A 20,985-nucleotide genomic window follows, 5' to 3' on the forward strand; every position below is an offset into this window, starting at 1 on the left:
GGTCGTAGTCGTCGTCAGGGGTCTTCGACGTGGGTGAGATCCTCGCGGGGTGACGGATCCAACGGATCGACCGGAGACCTTTCTGGACCATCTGCGGGCGGCAGCCGCCGGCGTCCTCGAACGCTTCCCCGAGCGGCTCAAGCCCGAGATGTACGCCCTCTCCTTCCGCATCTGGCGCGTCGACGCCGACGACCGCCACCCGTACGTGGCCATCGGCTACAACACCGAGAGCCAGTACGAGCGGGAGAAGTACCCGGGTGGCGAGGGCGAGGTCCGCTGGAATTACGCCTACTGGCTCCTCGACGGCTTCGAGATGCTCGGCAACATCCCCGAGGACCCGGTGGGCAGCCGGGTGTATGTGGAGGAGGTCAAGCAGCTCGGTGTCTGGTACGACGGTGAGTTCGACCTCGACCGGGTGCTGGACGACGACGACCTCAGCGCCAGGACCGACCTCCTCCGTCTGCACTTTCTACGACGCCGTCATCGACCTCGCCCGCCACCTCCACGCCGACGGCGTGATCGAGAAGATCTTCGGCCGCCCGCTGCCCGTCGTGGTCTTCGACATGGAGTGCCCCGGCTGGGAGGCGCACGCGACGGAGTACGCCAATCCGCCGGAGCTGGTCGAGGAGTTCATGGCGTGGCAGCGGGCGGCCGGGGAGATCTGATCGCCGGACCGGTGCTACCCGTGGGCCGCCGCCAGATGCCTCGCCAGCCTCGGTGAGGCGAACTCCGTGCCGCACACGAACCGCATCACCGGCCCGTACGACGACGCCGAAGGGAGCCCCGTGAAGTACAGGCCGGGCACCGAGGAGACATAGCCGGCGCCGAGCCTGGGCGCACCCCGGCTGACCGCCAGCCGGGTGCGGAGTTCATGGCCGAGGAAGTCCATCGCGGCGAGGTCGACGCGATAGCCGGTCGCGGCTATGACGTGGTCGGCGGCAAGGCGCTCGGTGTGGCCGGTGAGGGTGAGGACGGACAGGGACGGGTGGCCGTCGGCGATGTCGGCCTTGAGGACACGGCGGACCTCGCTGACCCGCACCTTGCCCTCGAAGCGGTCACGCAGCCACCAGGCGCCGAGCGGGCCGAGGACCCGGCGGACCAGGTAGTGGCGGGCCTGGGCCGGGAGGTGGCGGTAGGGGTGGGGGTAGTAGCTGAGCGCCCACAGGGACCAGGCGCGGCCGAACGGCGACTCCGGGCGCAGCCGGGGCTGCTGCCAGGGAGGTGCGCCGAAGGCGACGCTGCCCCGCCCGCGCGCCACGACCCTGACCCGGGCGCCGGCCTCCGCCGCAAGGGCGGCCGTCTCCAACGCGGACTGACCTGCCCCGACGACGATCAGGTCGCGGCCGGAGAAGCGGCTGAGGTCATGGTGCTGGGAGCTGTGGGAGACGGGGGCCGTCGGGGCGGGGCCGTCGGCGAGCGTGAGCTCGGGGGGCAGGTGCGCGAGGCCCGAGAGTCCCGTGGCCACGACGACCGCGCGGGCGCTGAACAATTCGCCGGAGTCCAGCTTCAGTTCGAAGCCGTGGTTCTTGTCCCGGTCGACGGAGACGACCCGCACCCGCTCCAGCTCGGGCACCAGCTTCTGCTGGAACCAGTCGCCGTATGCGATGAAGGTCTCGACGGGGATGATGTCCTCGTCGGTCACCAGCCGCGGTATGCCCGCCGCGTCGCAGTAGTCGGCCAGGGTGTGGCCCGGCTGCGGTGCGTCCAGGTTGGAGGCCACCGGGGTGGACTTGAGGAGCATGCCCGCGGGCATGTGGTCGCGCCAGCTCACCATGGGTTCGCCGAAGACGCGGACGGGGATGCCGCGGGCCCTGAGATGTGCGGCGGTCGACAGCCCGAAGGGCCCGGCGCCGATGACTGCGACTGGTCGGATCACGAAGTCCCTCCCCAGGACATCACTTCGTCACTTCGCGGTGGTGCGTGTGCTGTTGTCGCGCGTTTCCTCGACGCGTCAATGGGTGGCGGCGCCACGGTGGTTGGTCCGCCACAGCTGATACAGGTGTTTCGCGCCCGGTCGTACGAAGCGCGCGAGCATCGTGAGGAACGGCAGCGGGTCGTCACCCGCGAGCCAGGCCAGCTCGGTCCCGCTCGCCCGGGCCGGCGCGTGCGGTGTCGTATAGCCGCTGCGGCGGTAGGCGAGGAGGGCGGGCAGATCGATGTTCTCCACGATGTACCGGTGCCCGGCCCGCTGTTCCCCCTCCGGAACGGAGCGGCCGGTCAGATCCAGATGCATGGCGCGGACGACGTCCACCCCCGACTCGTTCTCGAAGAGCCGGAACTGGGCTCCCACACGGGGGTTGAAGTCGAGGAGCTTGTACAGCCCGTCGCGCCGGTCGAAGCGCAGGTCGAGGTCGATGATTCCGGTGAAGCCGATCTGTTTGATGAAACGCGCGGCCAGGTCCGCGAGTTCCGGATTGTCGACGACATACGCGTTCGCCGTCATTCCGGCGTGCGGCGGCCAGGAGCGGACCTTCACGCCGGTGAACATCGCGAGCGGGGTGGAGTCCGCGTCGAAGTAGGCGTGCACGATCCAGTCCTCGGCCTCCTCCCGGGGCAGGTACTCCTGGAGGATCACCGCGGGCTGCTCGCCCCAGTCACGGGCGAGGGCGAGCAGCCCCTCCCGGGTGGCGATCCGGGTCGTGCCGTTCACGGCCGGGCGGGTGCGGCGCACGAACGCCTCGCGGTTCTTCGCCACCACCGGGAAGCGGGCTTTGTCGGCGAAGGCGACGATGTCGTCGTACGACTGCGGGAAGGCGGCCGTCGGGCTGGGTATGCCGTGTTCCACGCAGAGTTCGTGCAGCCCCTGCTTGCTGGCGAGGTGGCGGGGCAGGCCGCGCTCGACGGGCGGGACGAGGAAACGGGCGCCGAGTTCGATCCGGTGCTCGGCGATCAGCACCGCGGCCTCCTCGTCGGTCGGCACCAGGACGGTGGGGCGGCCGATCCTGCGGCCGATCCTGAGCAGTCCCTCGACGAGCCGGCCCGGCTCCTCCGTCCCGGTCGTCGGCCAGACGAACGCCTTCCGGAGATAGCGGGAAGCCGCGGCGGGCGTGTAACGGTCCTCCGTGATCGCATACATCGGGACGCCGAGACGGCCCAGACTGCGGATCGCGCCGACCCCGCCGTGATGCAGCGGATAGTCGCCGAACTTCACGATCAAACCCGGTACTTCTCGGTCGGGCTCGAACGGCACACGAACGTCAGCACTCCTGGCCACGGGTCCCCCCACGTGTCCCGTCCACGGAACGGCCCCACCCCGCCCGTTGTCCCCAAAGGAAGCTAAGCCGGAATTGCCGCCTCCGACCGATGCTTATCAGGACATTGCTAACTCTTTAGGCACTGCCGGGACAGGCAACTCGGCCGTAACGTGTGGCGCGACCACATGCGTACGCGGTGACATCACCTACCAAGCGTTGGAGAGTGAGGCAGCACCCCATGCCCCCCTTCGATCTCCCCGAGGGCGACCCCTTCGGCCCGCACAACCTCCCCTACGGCGTCTTCTCCCGGCCCGGCGCCACCGACCGCACCGTCGGCGTCCGCCTCGGCGACCACGTCCTCGACGCCGGCGCGGCGGCCCTGGCCCTCGGCTCCCCCTACGCCCCCCTCCTCGCCCGGCCCTCGCTGAACGCGTTGCTCGCCGCGGGCCGCACCACCTGGTCGGACGTCCGGCGCGCGCTGACGGCCTGGGTGACGGTCCCGGCCCACCAGGCCACCGTCGCGGAGTTCCTCCACCCCCTGTCGTCCGTGACTCTGCACCTCCCCTTCGAGGTCGCCGACTACGTCGACTTCTACGCCTCCGAGAACCACGCCCGGAACGTCGGCCAGATCTTCCGTCCCGACGCCGCGGACTCCCTCACCCCCAACTGGAAGCACCTCCCCATCGGTTACCACGGCCGCTCGGGCACGGTCGTCGTCTCGGGCACCGAGGTCGTACGCCCCTCCGGCCAGCGCAAGGCCCCCACCGACCCGGCCCCGGTCTTCGGCCCCTCCGTCCGCCTGGACATCGAGGCGGAGGTCGGCTTCGTGGTCGGGGCACCGTCGCCCATGGGCTCCCCCGTGGCCCTGGCCGACTTCCGGGACCACGTCTTCGGCCTCTGTCTGCTCAACGACTGGTCGGCCCGCGACATCCAGGCCTGGGAGTACGTCCCCCTCGGCCCGTTCCTCGGCAAGTCCTTCGCCACGTCCGTGTCGGCGTGGATCACCCCGCTCGACGCGCTGGAGGAGGCCCGGGTGGCCCCACCGCAGAGGACGCACGAACTGCTGCCGTACCTCGACGACACCGTCCCCGACGCGGAGCCCGCCGGCTACGACCTCCGTATCTCCGTCGCCGTCAACGGCCATGTCGTCTCCGAGCCTCCCTTCTCCTCCATGTACTGGACGGCCGCCCAGCAACTGGCCCATATGACGGTCAACGGTGCCTCGCTGCGAACCGGTGACCTGTACGGCTCCGGGACGGTGAGCGGCCCCACCGAACAGGAACGCGGCTCCCTGCTGGAGCTGACCTGGAACGGCCGCGACACCCTCGAACTCCCCGACGGCAAGCGGACGTTCCTGGAGGACGGCGACGTGGTGACCCTGTCGGCATGGGCCCCTGGACCGGACGGGGTACCGGTCGGCCTCGGCGAGGTCGTGGGACGGGTCGTGGGGTCGGGCGCGAGCCCGGGTGGGCTGTCCGCGGGTCTCTGACGTGCCGCTCGGGAACCGGCGGAGTCGAGGATGAGTTGAGGTGGCGGGCGGCGCTGCCGTCGAGGTCTGCCATGTGCCGCCCGGCGCCGTCATACTGACGGCGGCGGACGGTGTGCGCGGGACCCCGCACGACCCGCACCCCCGCCGCGCACCCCCTCGCCGCCCCTTCCGTCGACCAGGATCCGGAGCCCGTGGCATGACTGTCTGCCTGCTCCTGCTGAGCGCCGTCGCCCTGACGGCCGCCGTGCCGGCGCCGCGTGCGCTGACCCGGGCCGACTGGCCCGAGCGGGAACCCGTGGTCGCGCTGTGGGTGTGGCAGTGCCTGGTCGCCACCGTGCTGATGTGCAATCTCACCGCCCTGGTCCTGGGCGCCGCCGCCGTCTTCCACACGGTCCGCGACCATGTCTTCGCCCCCGCGCCCCCGGCCGTGACCGCGGCGTACGACCTCTCCGCCGCTCCGGCCTGGGCCACCGTCCTCACCCTGCTGCTGGCCTGCGGCGCCGCCTGGACGACGGCGATGCTGGCCCGCGAACTGGTCGAGGCCCGCCGGCGGCGGGGCCGGACGAGGGCGCACCTGCGCGAGCGCGCCCCCGAACTGCCCGGCGGGCTGGAGAAGGCCGCGCGCGGCCCGCTCCTGGTGCTGGAGGACGAGTACCCCGACGCCTGGTGGATGCCGGGCAACCCGCCGCAACTGGTGGTGACGACCGGAGCGCTGCACCGCCTCACCGACGTACAGCTGGACGCCGTCCTCACCCATGAGCGCGACCACGCCCGCGCCCACCACGACTGGCTGCTGCACCTGTCGACGGCCCTGGCGACCGGCTTCTCCCGGGTCCCGCTGTTCGCCCACTTCTGCGAGCAGACCCACCGCCTGGTGGAGCTCGCCGCCGACGACACCGCGTCCCGGCGCTGCGGCCATCTGACCACCGCGCTGGCCCTGATCGAGCTGAACCAGCACCGGGGCGTGCTGTCCTGCGCGTCCAGCCACCGGCTGCTGGGCGAGCGAGTGGACCGGCTGCTGGAGCCGCGGCCCCGGCTGGGACGCAGGCACCGCGCGGTGACCGCCACGGTGGCGGGTCTGGTGCCGCTGCTGCCGCTGCTGATCGTTTTTGGACCGGGGTTGAGCGCGTTGGCGTAGGCGGGGTGGCAGATCTCCCCCGCGCACCCCTGAAACCGCAGGTCAACGGCTGTCCCAGCAACGCCCGTAGTGGCGCAACACTCCTGCAACACCTCATTCCCTACCCCCTCGGTATGGTTCCCGCCATGCCCCCTTCCGACCGCGTCCGCGACCACGCCGGCCAGGGCGCGACCACCGTCGCCGCCCACCGCGCGCGGCGTCGGCTGCGCGCGGACCAGGCACGCCAGCTCGCCGATCTCCTGCGTCACCAGCTCCTCTCCGGCGGCTTCGAGGACGGCACCCTCCCCCACGAGACGACCCTCGCCACCGACTACGGCGCCTCCCGCAACACGGTCCGCCAAGCCCTGGACCTGCTCCGCGCCGAAGGTCTCGTCGACCGCCTCCCCGGCGTCGGCACCGTGGTCGTCGCCCGGAAGTACCCGCACGGCCTCGACCGTCTGATGGGCCTCGCGGAAACCCTGCGCGAACACGGCACCGTCACCAACGAGGTCCGCACGATGGGCCCCGCCCCGGCACCGCACCCGGTCGCCGAGCGCCTCCATGTCCCGCCCGGCACCGATGTCCTCTACATCGAACGCCTCCGCCGGCTCAACGGCCTCCCCCTCTCCCTCGACCTCACCTACATCCCGCTCGACATCGGCACCGCCCTGCTCGGCGCCGACCTGGAGAACACCGACGTCTTCCGGCTCCTGGAGTCGATCACCGGCCAGGGCCTCGGCCACGCCGAGATCACCCTGGAGGCGGTCAACGCGGACGCCCACTCCGCCGCCGTACTCGAAGCCCCGCGCGGAGCCGCCGTCCTGATGCTGGAACGCCTCACCCACCTCGCCGACGGCCGCCCCGTCGACCTGGAGTTCATCCGCTTCCGCGGCGACCGCATCACGATGAGCGGCCTGCTGCACCGGTCCCTGTGACCCACCCCCTCCCTTCCGAGCTGGACCTTCCTGGAGACAGCCATGCCCTTGGCGCCCCAGCGGGCCGACGTGCCCGTGACCATCGACGAGTCGAAGTGCATCGACGGCTGCACGCTCTGCGTCGACATGTGCCCGCTGGACTCCCTCGCCATCGACGAGAGCAGCGGCAAGGCCTACATGCACGTCGACGAGTGCTGGTACTGCGGCCCGTGCGCGGCCCGCTGTCCCACCGGAGCCGTCACGGTCAACATGCCCTATCTGCTCCGCTGAGAGGTCCCGACCCCCATGAAGAACCACGCAGTCGCGGCAGCCGCCCTCCTGCTGCTGGCGCCCCTGACGGCCTGCGGCGGCAGCGCCGAGGCGGGCGACGGATCCACGGTCACCGTGACCGTCGGCTACCAGTCCAGGACCATCAACACCGTCACCGCCGGCACCCTGCTCCGCTCGCTCGGCTACTTCGAGAAGGAGCTCAACGCACTCGGCGACGGCACCACCTACAAGGTCGACTGGCAGGACTACGCGACCGGCGCCCCGATCACCGCCCAGATGACCGCAGGGAAGATCGACATCGGCTCGATGGGCGACTTCCCGCTCCTCATCAACGCGGCCCGCGGCAAGCAGCTCGGCAAGCCGACCCACCTGGTCTCCGTCACCGGCTACAACCTCCGCGGCGGCCTCAACACGATCGTCACCCCGCCCGACTCGAAGCTGTCCACGCTGACGGACCTGCGCGGCAAGAAGGTCTCCACCAGCGTCGGCTCCGCCGCCGACGGCACCCTCGTACGGGCCCTCCAGCGGGCCGGCCTCGACCCGGACAAGGACGTCGAGAAGCTCAACCAGCAGCCCGCGGTGGGCGCTTCGGCCCTGTCGGCGGGCAGCGCGGACGCGCTCTCCCAGTTCGTCGCCTGGCCCGGCCTGCTCACCTTCCAGGGCAAGGCCAAGGCCCTCTACGACGGCGCCGAGCTGAACCTCCCCACCTTCCACGGCGTCACCGCCCGCGAGGAGTTCGCACAGCACCGCCCGACCGTCCTGGAGGCCTTCCTCAAGGCCCAGGCCGAGGCCACGGACTATCTGAACGACCACCCCGTCGACGCCGCCGAAAAGGTCGCGAAGGCCACCGGCCTGCCCGCCGAGGTCGTCTACCTCTACAACGGCGCCCACGGCATCTCCACCTTCGACCCCGCGATCAAGCCCCAACTGGTCTCCGCGCTCAAGGACGACGTCTCGATCCTGAAGTCGGCCAAACTGACCGGCGACATCGACGTGGACGCCTTCGTCGACGACCAGTACGCCAAGAAGGCCCTCGGCACGTCGTACGCCAAGCAGCTCACCGCCTCCCCGCCGGCCGCCGCGAGCGAGGTCTGGCCGAAGGGCGTCTCCGCGACCCGCACCTTCAAGACGCCGGCCGAACTCCTGGCGTACGTCTCGGCCCACCAGGACGGCATCCGCGCGGCCTACGTCCCCGACGCCACCACCGGCACCCTCTGGTTCGCCGACAAGGCGGTCTGGGTGGCCGACGGCGACGAGCTGCTGCCCTTCGTCGCACCGGCGACCGCGAAGGCGTACGTCGCCGAGCACGGCGGCGCCCGCGTGGTGACGTACGCCGACGCACTGGAGCGGGCGTCGTGAGCCGGCCCCTGCCCATCGCCGGCCGGTACGCCCTGCGGGTGGCCGCGCTGGTGGTCGCCCTCGGCGTGTGGCAGGCGCTGACCAGCCTCGACATCGATCTGTGGCTGCGCTTCTCGCAGTTCCCCACGGTCACCGACGTGGCCCACGCCTTCGCCGACCGGCTGTCCGGGCCCGACTACTGGACCGACCTCACCGACAGCCTCACCCGTATCCTCAGCGGCTTCCTCCTCGCGGCGGTGCTCGGTGTGGCGACGGGCGTGCTCGTGGCGCGCTCCCGCCTCGCCGAGGACCTGCTCGGGCCGGTACTGGAGGTCGTCCGCCCGATCCCGGCCATCGCCCTCGTCCCCGTCGCGATCCTCCTGTTCCCCTCCAACGAACAGGGCATCGTCTTCATCACCTTCACCGCCGCCTACTTCCCCGTCCTGGTCTCCACCCGGCACGCGGTCCGTGCGCTGACGCCCGTGTGGGAGGAAGCGGTGCTGACGATGGGCGGCGGCCGGTGGCGGATCCTCGGCTCGGTCGTCCTGCCGGGTGCGCTGCCCGGCATCTTCGGCGGTCTGTCGGTCGGCATCGGCGTCTCGTGGATCTGTGTGATCTCCGCCGAGATGATCTCCGGCCAGTACGGCGTCGGGTACCGCACCTGGCAGGACTACACCGTCGTCGACTACCCGGGCGTCTTCGTCGGCATGGTCACCATCGGCGTCCTCGGCTGGCTCACCTCCACGGCCGTGGAACTGCTGGGCCGCCGTCTGACCCGCTGGCTGCCACGGACGTCGTACGAGGCCGGAGACCGGCCGAGGAACGTCCGCGCCGTGCCCTCCGCGCGGGATCCCAAGTCCGCCGCGCCCGCTCCGAAGACCGAGGAGGCACGCGATGAGCACCTCGTCTGACACCACCGAAGCCGCTGCCAGGGCGCCCCGGGCCACCGATGCCGCACCCGCCCGCGGCACCCGGCTCACTCTCCGCGCCGCCACCCTCGGCCGGCCCGGCGCTCCCGCCGTCACGGGCGTCGATCTCGACGTCGCCCCCGGTGAGATCCTCACCGTCGTCGGCCCGTCCGGCTGCGGAAAGTCGACGCTGCTGCGCACGCTGGCCGGCCTGCTGGCACCCCTCGACGGCGAGGCCGACCAGGACGGCAGGCCGCTGACGGGCCCCTCCGCGGACCGCGCCCTGGTCTTCCAGGAGGACGCCCTGCTGCCTTGGCGCACCCTGCGCGCGAACGTCGAACTCCCCCTCGCCGTCAAAGGGGTGGCCCGCGCCGAGCGCAGACGCCAGGCCGAGGACTGGCTCGCCCGCGTCGGTATCGGCGACCGGTCCCGGCAGCTGCCGCACCGCGTCTCCGGAGGCCAGCGCCAACGCGCCCAGCTGGCCCGGGCCCTGGCCGGCCGCCCACGCGCGGTGCTGATGGACGAACCGTTCGGCGCCCTCGACGCCCAGACCCGCGCCGGCATGCAGGACCTGCTCGTGGAAGTACTGCACGGCACGGGCGCGACCGTCGTCTTCGTCACCCACGACGTCGACGAGGCCCTCTTCCTCGGCGACCGCGTCGCCCTCCTCGGCAACGGCCGCCTCACCGCCGTACGCGAGGTGCCGCGTCCCCGCGACCGCACCGCGCGCGACGACCCGGCGCGGCTCGCGCTGCGGCGCGACGTCCTGTCCTCCCTCGGTTCCTGAAAGGCCCCTCGGTGACCAGCCCCGCGAACACCCCCCTGGCGATCCCCGCCCTCACCGACGCCGAAGAGCTCTCCTGCGACGTCCTCGTCATCGGCGGCGGCACCGCCGGCACCATGGCCGCGCTCACCGCCGCCGAGCACGGCGCCGACGTGATCCTGCTGGAGAAGGCCCACGTCCGGCACTCCGGCGCCCTCGCCATGGGCATGGACGGCGTCAACAACGCGGTCATCCCGGGCCGTGCCGAACCCGACGACTACGTCGCCGAGATCACCCGCGCCAACGACGGCATCGTCGACCAGTCCACCGTCCGCCAGACCGCCACCCGCGGCTTCGGCATGGTGCAGCGCCTGGAGTCGTACGGCGTGAAGTTCGAGAAGGACGAGCACGGCGACTACGCGGTCCGCCAGGTCCATCGCTCCGGCTCCTATGTGCTGCCGATGCCGGAGGGCAAGGACGTCAAGAAGGTGCTGTACCGGCAGTTGCGGCGGCGCGAGATGCGGGAGCGGATCCGCATCGAGAACCGGGTGATGCCGGTGCGGGTGCTGACGGCTCTCGACGACGGGCGGGCCGTGGGGGCGGTCGGTTTCAACACCCGTACGGGCGCCTTCGTGACGGTCCGCGCGGGCGCGGTCATCCTCGCCACCGGCGCCTGCGGCCGCCTCGGCCTGCCCGCCTCCGGCTACCTCTACGGCACCTACGAGAACCCCACCAACGCGGGCGACGGCTACGCCATGGCCTACCACGCGGGCGCCGAGCTCACCGGCATCGAGTGCTTCCAGATCAACCCGCTGATCAAGGACTACAACGGCCCCGCCTGCGCCTACGTCGCCAACCCCTTCGGCGGCTACCAGGTCAACCGGCACGGCGAACGCTTCGTCGACTCCGACTACTGGTCCGGCCAGATGATGGCGGAGTTCGCGGCGGAGGTCGCCTCCGACCGGGGCCCGGTCTACCTGAAGCTCAGCCATCTCCCCGAGGAGTCGGTCTCGGCCCTGGAGTCGATCCTGCACTCCACGGAGCGGCCCACCCGGGGGACCTTCCACGCGGGCCGGGGCCATGACTACCGCACCCACGACATCGAGATGCACATCTCCGAGATCGGCCTGTGCGGCGGCCACTCCGCCTCCGGTGTACGGGTCGACGACCACGCCCGGACCACCGTCCCCCGCCTCTACGCCGCCGGCGACCTGGCCTGCGTCCCGCACAACTACATGATCGGCGCCTTCGTCTTCGGCGACCTCGCGGGCGCGGACGCGGCCCAGTACGCGGCGTACGAAGGGGAGTTGCCCGCCGACCAGCTCCGCGAGGCGCACGAACTCATCTACCGCCCGCTGGGCAACCCGGACGGCCCGCCGCAGCCCCAGGTCGAGTACAAGCTGCGCCGCTTCGTGAACGACTACGTGGCCCCGCCGAAGTCGGGGGCGCGCTTGTCGCTCGCCCTGGAGTCCTTCGAGCGGATGCGGGACGACATCGCCGCGATGGGTGCCCGCACCCCGCACGAGCTGATGCGCTGCGCCGAGGTCTCCTTCATCCGCGACTGCGCGGAGATGGCCGCGCGCGCCTCGCTGGCCCGCACGGAGTCCCGCTGGGGCCTCTACCACGACCGCCTCGACCACCCCCAGCGTGACGACGCCTCCTGGTTCCACCACCTCGATCTGCACAAGTCCCCCTCTGGTGCGATGGAGTTCACGGCCCGTCCCGTGGCTCCCTATCTGGTCCCGATCGAGGAGTTCACCCCGACCGGCGGCCCCTCCCGACACCTCGGCGAGGTGCACCCGGAGGAGGTGGCGACAGCCGGCTCCCGCGACCGGGCGCCGGCGGTGGCGGGGGCCGAGGACGGCACCCCGGTGGCGGTGGGAGCCGAGGCCAGCGGCCCGGAGGGTTCCGATGGTTCCGGCAGTTCCGACAGTCCCGACAGCCGGCCCGGAATCGTGCCCCGTCCTACCGCCGAGCAGTCGGCCGCCCGGCTCCTGGAACTGGTGGCCCTCGCCGAGGAGGAGCCGGAACTCGACGCCCTGCGGCCCTATTTGGCCGATCCGGCGGCCACGGTCCGGCGCGAGGCCGTCGCCGTGCTCACCGAGACCCTGCCCCCGGGCACCGGCCCCGCCCTGGCCGACGCGCTCCGCGACACCGCCGCCGAGGTCCGTGCCGCCGCCGCGGCCTCGCTGCGCGAGCTGGTCGAGACGCTCCCGCCCGAACCCGCCCTGCGCGAGGGCCTCGCCGCCGCGCTCCGGGAACGCGACCCGGTCGTGCGGGCCGCCGCCCTCGACGTGCTGCGGGCCCTGCGGCTGGGCGACACCGCGTTGTTCACGGGCGCCCTGACGGACGACGACATCGCCGTCCGCATCGAGGCAGTGCGCGCCCTCGTCTCGGTCGACGCCGCCGAGGAGCTGGTCCACGCGGCGACGTCCGACCCGTCCCGCGAGGTCCGCGTCACCTTCGCCAAGGCCCTGGCCACGGTGTCCGCGGGGCGCCCCGATGCCGTCCTGCCCGCCCTGTCCGCACTCACGACGGACGCCGACGCCCTGGTGCGCGGCGCCGCCTACGCCGCCCTGGGCACCACCGGATGCCCGGGGCCACTGGCCGAGCGCGCGGTGGCCGCCTTGGCCGACGCCACCTGGCAGGTGCGGTCCGGGGCGGCGACCGCCCTCTCCGGAGCGGAGGCCGACACCGCCGTCCCCGCCCTGGCCAAGGCGCTCGCCGACCCGAACGCCGACGTACGCAAGTCGGCGGTCCTGGCCCTGACCCGGCACGCCCCCACCGAGGCCGCCCACGCCGCCCTGGCCACGGCGACGACCGACCCGGACGCCGACGTCAGGGCGTACGCGGCACGAGCGCTGTGACGGGTGCCGGGGATGCGGGATCCGGGAACGCTGGTTCCGAGGACGCTGGTTCCGAGGACGCGGGTTCCGAGGACATGGGATCCGAGGACATGGGCTGCGAGGCCGCGGCTACGTCCAGTCGGGCTCCTCCTCCGTCTCGGGCCAGTCGTCCGCTTCCGGCGCCGCCCGGTCGTCGGTGTTCGCGGCCCCCGTCGACGGCTCCCCCAGTGCCGTCAGCACAGCCAGCACGCCCTCCCCGTACGTCGCCAGCTTCTTCTCGCCGACGCCGCCGATCTCACCGAGCTGTGCCACCGACGTCGGCCACGCCGTCACGATCTCCCGGAGCGTGGCGTCATGGAAGATCACGTACGCCGGAACACCCTGCTCCTTGGCCTGTTCCGCGCGCCAGGCACGCAGCGCCTCGAAGGCCGGGAGCAACGCCTCGGGCAGCTCGACCGCGGCGGCCTTGGACTTGCCCCTGCCGGAGGACGAGGAGCCCGACGCCTTCGCGACCGTAGGCTTCTTCGGCTCCTTGCGCAGCGGCACCTCCCGCTCCCGTCTGAGCACCGCCCCGCTGGCCTCGGTCAGCACCAGCGTGCCGTACTCCCCCTCGACCGCGAGCAGCCCCTGTGCCAGCAACTGCCGTACGACACCGCGCCATTCGCCCTCGGTCAGATCCTCGCCGATACCGAAGACGGACAGCTGGTCGTGGTCGAACTGGATGACCTTGCCGGTGCGTCGGCCCAGCAGGATGTCGACGATCTGCACCGCGCCGAACTTCTGCCCCCGCTCGCGCTGGAGCCGCACGATGGTCGACAGCACCTTCTGGGCCGCGACGGTGCCGTCCCAGGTCTCGGGCGGGGTGAGGCAGGTGTCGCAGTTGCCGCAGCCCGCCGGGTCCGGGTCCTGGCCGAAGTAGTTCAGCAGCTGCCCGCGCCGGCACTGGGCGGTCTCGCACAGCGCCAGCATCGAGTCCAGGTGGGCGGCGGCCCGGCGGCGGAACGCCTCGTCGCCCTCGCTCGACTGGATCATCTTGCGCTGCTGTATGACGTCGTTGAGGCCGTAGGCCATCCAGGCCGTCGACGGCAGGCCGTCGCGTCCCGCCCGGCCGGTCTCCTGGTAGTAGCCCTCGACCGACTTCGGCAGGTCGAGGTGGGCGACGAAGCGGACGTCCGGCTTGTCGATGCCCATGCCGAAGGCGATGGTCGCGACGACGACCAGGCCCTCCTCCCGCAGGAACCGGGACTGGTGCGCCGCGCGCGTGCCCGCGTCCAGACCCGCGTGGTACGGGACCGCCTCGATGCCGTTCTTGGAGAGGAACTCGGCCGTGGACTCGACCGACTTGCGCGACAGGCAGTAGACGATGCCCGCGTCGCCCTCGTGCTCCTGGCGCAGGAAGCTCAGCAGCTGCTTCTTGGGGTCGGCCTTGGGCACGATCCGGTACTGGATGTTGGGCCGGTCGAAGCTCGCCACGAAGTGCCGGGCCGTCGGCATGTGCAGCCGCTGGGTGATCTCCTGGTGCGTCGCGTGCGTGGCCGTGGCCGTCAGCGCGATGCGCGGGACGTCGGGCCAGCGCTCGCCGAGCAGGGAGAGGGCGAGGTAGTCGGGGCGGAAGTCGTGACCCCATTGGGACACACAGTGCGCCTCGTCGATCGCGAAGACGGCGATCTTGCCGCGGGAGAGGAGGTCGAGGGTGGAGTCGAGGCGCAGCCGCTCGGGCGCCAGATAGAGCAGGTCCAACTCGCCCGCGAGGAACTCGGCCTCCACCGTCCGCCGCTGGTCGAAGTCCTGCGTGGAGTTCATGAACCCGGCGCGCACGCCGAGCGCCCGCAGCGCGTCCACCTGGTCCTGCATCAGCGCGATGAGCGGGGAGACGACGATGCCCGTACCGGGTCTGACCAGGGACGGGATCTGGTAGCACAGCGACTTGCCGCCGCCGGTCGGCATGAGCACGACGGCGTCGCCGCCCGCGACCACATGATCGATGACGGCTTCCTGCTCGCCACGGAAGGCGTCGTACCCGAAGACCCGGTGCAGCGCGGCCAGCGCCTCGCTCCCGGCCGGTCCGGCTGGCCCTGCCACCTCGGTCACCGCTGGCATCTCGCTGATCCCACCCATCCCACCCATAGCCCTGTCCCCCGTACGTCGTCCCTCGACGACTGCCTCCACGATAGGGGTCCGCACCGACAGCGCCGGAGTTATCCACAGGCCGAGGGCGTCACGCTCCGCGTTCACTCCAATGGTGTGCGTCACCTGGAGGCCGTCCTGCCCCCGGGACATGCTGCTCAGGCGGGACAGGGGAGGCCCGCCTCTCGGACCGCGTGCCTCGACGGGTGCGCGCCTCTTCCGCTGCAAGGAGCCTCAGCATGTCCTCTCGGCCCCTCAAGGCCGCCGTCGCCGTGGCGATAGCCGGAGCCTTCTCCCTGACCGCCGCACCCGCGCAGGCAGCACCCCAAGACGCCGACGACGTCTGGAGCGCCCTGGTCCCCACGTACGCGTCGACCGGCTCGTACGCGTACGAGCCGTTCGCCGCCCAGGGTGGCTACGCGCGCACCAACATGTGCGTGCCCAACATGGGCTACCACTACGTCAACGGGGAGCTTCTGGCCGACCCCGAAGTCGACCCCGCCCACCCCGAGGCCCTGCTGTACGAGGGCGGGGCCGGCACCAGCACCCGCAAGCTGGTCGGGGTGGAGTGGGTCGTCCCGGACACGGCCGTGACCGCCGCGCCGGAGCTGTTCGGCGAGACCTTCTTCCACGACCCGGTTCTGAAGGTCTACTCGCTCCACGCGTGGATCTACAAGGCCAACCCCGACGGACTCTTCACCGCCTTCAACCCGAGGGTGAAGTGCCCGGCCTGAGCGCACGCGAAAGGGCCCCGGTGCCCCGAGGGGGAACCGGGGCCCGCCGCATGAACACGGCCCGGGCACGGCGGGTCAGCGCACGAACACTCCCGCCTGGTTGGCCAGGTCCAGGAAGTACTGCGGCGCCACACCCAGCACCAGCGTGACCGCCACGCCGACCCCGATCGCCGTCATCGTCAGCGGCGACGGCACGGCGACCGTGGGCCCCTCGGGCCGCGGCTCGCTGAAGAACATCAGCACGATGACGCGGATGTAGAAGAACGCCGCGATCGCCGACGAGATCACACCGACCACGACCAGCGGTGCCGCGCCGCCCTCCGCCGCCGCCTTGAACACGGCGAACTTCCCGGCGAACCCGGAGGTCAGCGGGATGCCCGCGAAGGCCAGCAGGAACACCGCGAACACGGCCGCGACCAGCGGTGAACGGCGGCCGAGCCCGGCCCACTTGGACAGGTGCGTGGCCTCGCCGCCGGCGTCGCGGACCAGGGTCACCACCGCGAACGCGCCGATCGTCACGAACGAGTAGGCGGCCAGGTAGAAGAGGACGGACGACACCCCGTCCGGCGTGGTCGCGATGACGCCCGCGAGGATGAAGCCCGCGTGCGCGATCGACGAGTACGCCAGCAGCCGCTTGATGTCGGTCTGCGTGATCGCGACGATCGCGCCGCCCAGCATGGTGATGATGGCGACGCCCCACATGACCGGCCGCCAGTCCCAGCGCAGGCCGGGAAGGACGACGTACAGGATCCTCAGCAGGGCGCCGAACGCGGCCACCTTGGTCGCCGCCGCCATGAAGCCGGTCACCGGGGTCGGCGCGCCCTGGTAGACGTCCGGCGTCCACATGTGGAACGGCACCGCGCCGACCTTGAACAGCAGGCCCATCACGATCATCGCGGCGCCGACCAGCAGCAGCGCGTCGTTGCCCATGGTGTCCGCGAGCGCCGGGTCGACGTTCGTCACCGTGCCGTCGACGACCTGCGCGATCGCGGCGTACGACACCGAGCCCGCGTACCCGTAGAGCAGCGCGATGCCGAACAGGGTGAACGCCGAGGCGAACGCGCCGAGCAGGAAGTACTTGACCGCGGCCTCCTGCGACATGAGCCGCTTGCGGCGGGCCAGGGCGCACATCAGGTACAGCGGCAGGGAGAAGACCTCCAGGGCCACGAACAGCGTCAGCAGGTCGTTGGCCGCGGGGAAGATCAGCATGCCGGCGACGGCGAAGAGCAGCAGCGGGAACACCTCGGTGGTGGTGAACCCGGCCTTGACGGCCGCCTTCTCGCTGTCGCTGCCCGGCACGGAGGCGGCCTGCGCGGCGAACGAGTCGACCCGGTTGCCGTGCGCCTCGGGGTCGAGCCGCCGTTCGGCGAAGGTGAACAGGCCCACCAGGCCCGCCAGCAGGATCGTGCCCTGGAGGAAGAGTGCGGGCCCGTCGACGGCGATGGCACCCATCGCCACGATGCCGGCCTTGGTGGTGGCGTATCCGTCGGCCGAGAGGGCGACGACCGCGGCGAAGGCGGCGGTCAGCGCTACGGCGGACAGGAACACCTGGGCGTAGTACCGCTGCTTGCGCGGGACGAACGCCTCGACGAGCACCCCGATGATCGCCGCACCGACGACGATCAGCGTGGGCGACAATTGTCCGTATTCGATCTTCGGCGTTTCGATCTTCGAGATCGGATCGGCCGCGGTTGTCCACAGGCTGTGGACGGCTGTTGCGCTCACTTGGCCGCCTCCACCTCGGGCTGGGGGTCCTTCTTCTGTACGTCGGACAAGGTCGACTTGACCGCCGGGTTGACGATGTCCGTGACCGGCTTCGGATAGACACCGAGGAAGATCAGCAGAACGATCAGCGGCGCGACCACCACGAGTTCCCGGACCCTGAGGTCCGGCATCGTGGACACCTCCGCCTTCACCGGGCCCGTCATCGTCCGCTGGTAGAGGACGAGGGTGTAGAGCGCGGCGAGCACGATGCCGAAGGTGGCGATGATGCCGATCGCCGGATAGCGCGAGAACGTGCCGACCAGCACCAGGAACTCACTGACGAACGGGGCGAGTCCGGGCAGCGACAGCGTCGCGAGGCCACCGATCAGGAACGTGCCGGCGAGCACCGGGGCGACCTTCTGCACACCGCCGTAGTCGGCGATGAGCCGCGAGCCGCGCCGCGAGATCAGGAAGCCCGCGACCAGCATCAACGCGGCCGTGGAAATACCGTGGTTGACCATGTAGAGCGTCGCGCCGGACTGGCCCTGGCTGGTCATCGCGAAGATGCCCATGATGATGAAGCCGAAGTGCGAGATCGACGCGTACGCCACCAGCCGCTTGATGTCCCGCTGGCCGACCGCGAGCAGCGCCCCGTAGACGATGCTGATGACGGCGAGGACGAGGATCGCGGGCGTCGCCCACTTCGACGCCTCCGGGAAGAGCTGGAGGCAGAAGCGGAGCATCGCGAAGGTGCCGACCTTGTCGACGACCGCCGTGATCAGTACGGCGACCGGGGCCGTGGCCTCGCCCATCGCGTTCGGCAGCCAGGTGTGCAGCGGCCACAGCGGGGCCTTCACCGCGAAGGCGAAGAAGAAACCGAGGAACAGCCAGCGCTCGGTGTTGGTCGCCATGTCGAGCGAACCGTTGGCCCGCGCCTCGGCGATCTCCTGGAGGCTGAAGTTCCCGGCGACCACGTAGAGGCCGATCACCGCGGCCAGCATGATGAGGCCGCCGACCAGGTTGTAGAGCAGGAACTTCACCGCGGCGTACGACCGTTGCGTCGACGCCGCCTCTTCTCCGTGCTCGTGGGCCCGGTCCCCGAAGCCGCCGATGAGGAAGTACATCGGGATGAGCATGGCTTCGAAGAAGATGTAGAAGAGGAAGACGTCGGTGGCCTCGAAGGAGATGATCACCATCGCCTCGACGGCCAGGATCAGGGCGAAGAAGCCCTGCGTCGGCCGCCACCGCTTGCTGCCGGTCTCCAGCGGGTCGGCGTCGTGCCAGCCCGCGAGGATGATGAACGGGATCAGCAGGGCGGTGAGCGCGAGGAGCGCCACCCCGATGCCGTCCACACCCAGTTCGTAGCGGACCCCGAAGTCCGCGATCCAGGAATGGGATTCGGTGAGCTGGTAACGGTCGCCGTCCGGGTCGAAACGGACCAGGACGATGATCGCGAGGGCGAGAGTGGCGAGCGAGACAAGCAGCGCCAGCCACTTGGCGGCGGTGCGCCGCGCGGCCGGTACGGCGGCCGTGACGACCGCTCCGATCGCGGGGAGCGCCGCCGTCGCTGTCAGCAGAGGAAAGGACATCGGTATCAGACCGCCCTCATCAGCAGGGTCGCGGCGATCAGCACTGCCGCACCGCCGAACATCGAGACCGCGTACGACCGCGCGAAGCCGTTCTGGAGTCGGCGCAGCCGTCCGGAGAGGCCGCCGACCGAGGCCGCCGTGCCGTTGACGACTCCGTCGACCAGGGTGTGGTCGACGTAGACCAGGGACCGCGTGAGGTGCTCGCCGCCGCGGACCAGGACCACGTGGTTGAAGTCGTCCTGGAGCAGGTCGCGCCGGGCCGCGCGGGTGAGCAACGACCCGCGCGGGGCGACGACCGGGACCGGACGGCGGCCGTACTGCATGTACGCGAGCGCCACGCCGACGACCATGACGGCCACCGTGGCCGCCGTGACCGTGCCCGCGCTGATCGGCGCGTCTCCGTGGTCGTGCCCGGTGATGGGCTCCAGCCAGTGCAGGAAGCGGTCGCCGATACCGAAGATGCCGCCCGCGAAGACCGAGCCGAAGGCCAGCACGATCATGGGGATCGTCATGGACCTGGGCGACTCGTGGGGGTGCGGCTCGGCGTGCTCACCGTGGTGCTCGGCGGCGGGCTCCGCGCTGGGCGCCTCCGGGGAGCGGGTCGGCTGGTTCTTCCACCGTTCTTCTCCGAAGAACGTCATCAGCATCACGCGCGTCATGTAGTACGCCGTGATGGCCGCGCCCAGCAGGGCGCAGGCGCCGAGGATCCAGCCCTCGGTGCCGCCCTTGGCGAACGCCGCCTCGATGATCTTGTCCTTGGAGAAGAAGCCGGACAGCCCCGGGAAGCCGATGATGGCGAGGTAGCCGAGGCCGAACGTCACGAAGGTGACCGGCATGTACTTCCTGAGGCCGCCGTACTTGCGCATGTCGACCTCGTCGTTCATGCCATGCATGACCGAGCCGGCGCCGAGGAACAGCCCGGCCTTGAAGAAGCCGTGCGTCACCAGGTGCATGATCGCGAAGACGTAGCCGATGGGGCCGAGGCCCGCGGCGAGGACCATGTAGCCGATCTGCGACATGGTCGAGCCGGCCAGCGCCTTCTTGATGTCGTCCTTCGCGCAACCGACGATCGCACCGAACAGGAGCGTGACGGCACCGACGACGGTGACGACGAGCTGGGCGTCCGGGGCGAGGTTGAAGATGTTGGCGGAGCGGACGATCAGGTAGACGCCCGCGGTCACCATCGTCGCGGCGTGGATGAGGGCCGAGACCGGGGTCGGGCCCTCCATCGCGTCCCCGAGCCAGGACTGCAACGGCACCTGGGCGGACTTGCCGCAGGCGGCGAGGAGCAGCATCAGCGCGATGCCGGTGAGCGTGGCCTCGGAGGCGCCGGTGACGAGGCCGGGGTCCTCGTGGCTGCCGAGGACCGGGCCGAAGGCGAACGTCCCGAACGTCGTGAACATCAGCATGATGGCGATGGACAGGCCCATGTCGCCGACGCGGTTGACCAGGAAGGCCTTCTTCGCGGCGGTGGCGGCGCTGGGCTTGTGCTGCCAGAAGCCGATGAGCAGGTAGGACGCGAGACCCACGCCCTCCCAGCCGACGTACAGCAGAAGGTAGTTGTCGGCGAGGACGAGGATCAGCATCGCCGCGAGGAACAGGTTCAGATAGCCGAAGAAGCGGCGGCGCCGCTCGTCGTGCTCCATGTACCCGACGGAGTACAGGTGGATCAGCGAGCCGACGCCGGTGATCAGCAGCACGAACGTCATCGACAGCTGGTCGAGGCGGAAGGCGACGTCCGCCTGGAAGCCCTCGACCGGGACCCAGCTGAACAGGTGGCTCGTCAGGGTCCGGTGTTCGGCGTTCTTGCCGAGCAGGTCGGCGAAGAGGACGACGCCGAGGGCGAAGGAGACGGCCGCCAGGGCCGTGCCGATCCAGTGGCCGACGGCGTCGAGGCGCCGGCCACCGCACAGCAGTACGGCCGCTCCGAGCAATGGCGCCGCCACCAGCAGCGCAATCAGGTTCTCCACG

At 71.1% G+C, this 20,985-nt stretch carries 16 protein-coding genes; 10 read left to right on the forward strand and 6 right to left on the reverse strand.

Features of this window, described 5'->3' with window-relative positions:
* The first annotated feature begins 49 nt into the window (after positions 1-49).
* Entirely contained in the window at positions 50-721 is a 672-nt protein-coding gene (locus tag OG866_RS18140; protein WP_329335935.1) for a hypothetical protein, read from the forward strand.
* Here the strand turns inward: OG866_RS18140 and OG866_RS18145 are convergent.
* Both OG866_RS18145 and OG866_RS18150 read right to left on the reverse strand, forming a co-directional pair.
* Positions 680-1,876, reverse strand: a complete 1,197-nt coding sequence (locus tag OG866_RS18145) for an FAD-dependent oxidoreductase (RefSeq protein WP_329335937.1) — start codon at positions 1,874-1,876, stop codon at positions 680-682. The two genes, OG866_RS18140 and OG866_RS18145, sit on opposite strands and share 42 nt — an antisense overlap.
* 75 nt (positions 1,877-1,951) lie before the next feature.
* A complete protein-coding gene (locus OG866_RS18150; protein WP_329335939.1) occupies positions 1,952-3,190 on the reverse strand; it encodes a carboxylate--amine ligase in 1,239 nt (412 codons plus the stop codon).
* A 242-nt stretch (positions 3,191-3,432) separates the two neighbouring features.
* Here OG866_RS18150 and fahA point away from each other — a divergent pair, with 242 nt between their 5' ends.
* The 8 genes from fahA (at position 3,433) to OG866_RS18190 (ending at position 12,881) form a co-directional block, all read left to right on the forward strand.
* Positions 3,433-4,683 (forward strand): fumarylacetoacetase, encoded by a 1,251-nt coding sequence (gene fahA / locus OG866_RS18155; protein ID WP_329335940.1) that lies wholly within the window; start codon positions 3,433-3,435, stop codon positions 4,681-4,683.
* Positions 4,684-4,879: 196 nt separating this feature from the next.
* Positions 4,880-5,821 carry a M56 family metallopeptidase gene (locus OG866_RS18160; protein WP_329335942.1) on the forward strand — a complete coding sequence of 314 codons (942 nt, stop codon included), beginning with the start codon at positions 4,880-4,882 and terminating at the stop codon, positions 5,819-5,821.
* A gap of 125 nt (positions 5,822-5,946) precedes the next feature.
* A complete protein-coding gene (locus OG866_RS18165; RefSeq protein ID WP_329335944.1) occupies positions 5,947-6,735 on the forward strand; it encodes a GntR family transcriptional regulator in 789 nt (262 codons plus the stop codon).
* Positions 6,736-6,777: 42 nt separating this feature from the next.
* On the forward strand, positions 6,778-7,005 hold the full coding sequence (locus OG866_RS18170) for a 4Fe-4S dicluster domain-containing protein (RefSeq protein WP_030347217.1): 228 nt from the start codon (positions 6,778-6,780) through the stop codon (positions 7,003-7,005).
* A 15-nt stretch (positions 7,006-7,020) separates the two neighbouring features.
* Complete coding sequence (locus tag OG866_RS18175; RefSeq protein WP_329335949.1) at positions 7,021-8,364, forward strand: ABC transporter substrate-binding protein; 1,344 nt, start codon at positions 7,021-7,023, stop codon at positions 8,362-8,364.
* The gene (locus OG866_RS18180) at positions 8,361-9,254 is read left to right on the forward strand and encodes an ABC transporter permease (RefSeq protein WP_329335951.1); all 894 of its coding nucleotides are present in this window, start codon (positions 8,361-8,363) and stop codon (positions 9,252-9,254) included. The genes OG866_RS18175 and OG866_RS18180 overlap by 4 nt, the downstream gene beginning before the upstream one ends.
* Complete coding sequence (locus tag OG866_RS18185; RefSeq protein WP_329335953.1) at positions 9,238-10,038, forward strand: ABC transporter ATP-binding protein; 801 nt, start codon at positions 9,238-9,240, stop codon at positions 10,036-10,038. Before OG866_RS18180 ends, OG866_RS18185 begins: the two co-directional genes overlap by 17 nt.
* An 11-nt stretch (positions 10,039-10,049) precedes the next feature.
* Complete coding sequence (locus tag OG866_RS18190) at positions 10,050-12,881, forward strand: fumarate reductase/succinate dehydrogenase flavoprotein subunit (RefSeq protein ID WP_329335955.1); 2,832 nt, start codon at positions 10,050-10,052, stop codon at positions 12,879-12,881.
* A 108-nt stretch (positions 12,882-12,989) separates the two neighbouring features.
* On the opposite strand, the gene recQ is transcribed toward OG866_RS18190, so the two are convergent.
* Positions 12,990-14,987: a DNA helicase RecQ gene (recQ, locus tag OG866_RS18195; RefSeq protein WP_329335957.1), complete on the reverse strand. Its 1,998-nt coding sequence runs from the start codon at positions 14,985-14,987 to the stop codon at positions 12,990-12,992.
* 239 nt (positions 14,988-15,226) lie between these two features.
* Here recQ and OG866_RS18200 point away from each other — a divergent pair, with 239 nt between their 5' ends.
* Entirely contained in the window at positions 15,227-15,721 is a 495-nt protein-coding gene (locus OG866_RS18200) for a hypothetical protein (protein WP_329335958.1), read from the forward strand.
* Between the two features lie 75 nt (positions 15,722-15,796).
* Here the strand turns inward: OG866_RS18200 and nuoN are convergent, their stop codons facing one another.
* Genes nuoN through nuoL form a run of 3 tightly spaced genes read right to left on the reverse strand, consistent with a single transcriptional unit; the run spans position 15,797 to position 20,984 of the window.
* Complete coding sequence (nuoN, locus tag OG866_RS18205) at positions 15,797-17,446, reverse strand: NADH-quinone oxidoreductase subunit NuoN (RefSeq protein WP_329335960.1); 1,650 nt, start codon at positions 17,444-17,446, stop codon at positions 15,797-15,799.
* Positions 17,443-19,014, reverse strand: coding sequence for an NADH-quinone oxidoreductase subunit M (locus tag OG866_RS18210; protein WP_329335962.1), 1,572 nt, complete (start codon positions 19,012-19,014; stop codon positions 17,443-17,445). The genes nuoN and OG866_RS18210 overlap by 4 nt, the downstream gene beginning before the upstream one ends.
* A 5-nt stretch (positions 19,015-19,019) precedes the next feature.
* The gene (gene nuoL / locus OG866_RS18215) at positions 19,020-20,984 is read right to left on the reverse strand and encodes an NADH-quinone oxidoreductase subunit L (protein ID WP_329335964.1); all 1,965 of its coding nucleotides are present in this window, start codon (positions 20,982-20,984) and stop codon (positions 19,020-19,022) included.
* Between the last annotated feature and the right edge of the window lies 1 nt (position 20,985).

This window comes from Streptomyces sp. NBC_00663 (assembly GCF_036226885.1).
Taxonomy (GTDB): Bacteria; Actinomycetota; Actinomycetes; order Streptomycetales; family Streptomycetaceae; genus Streptomyces.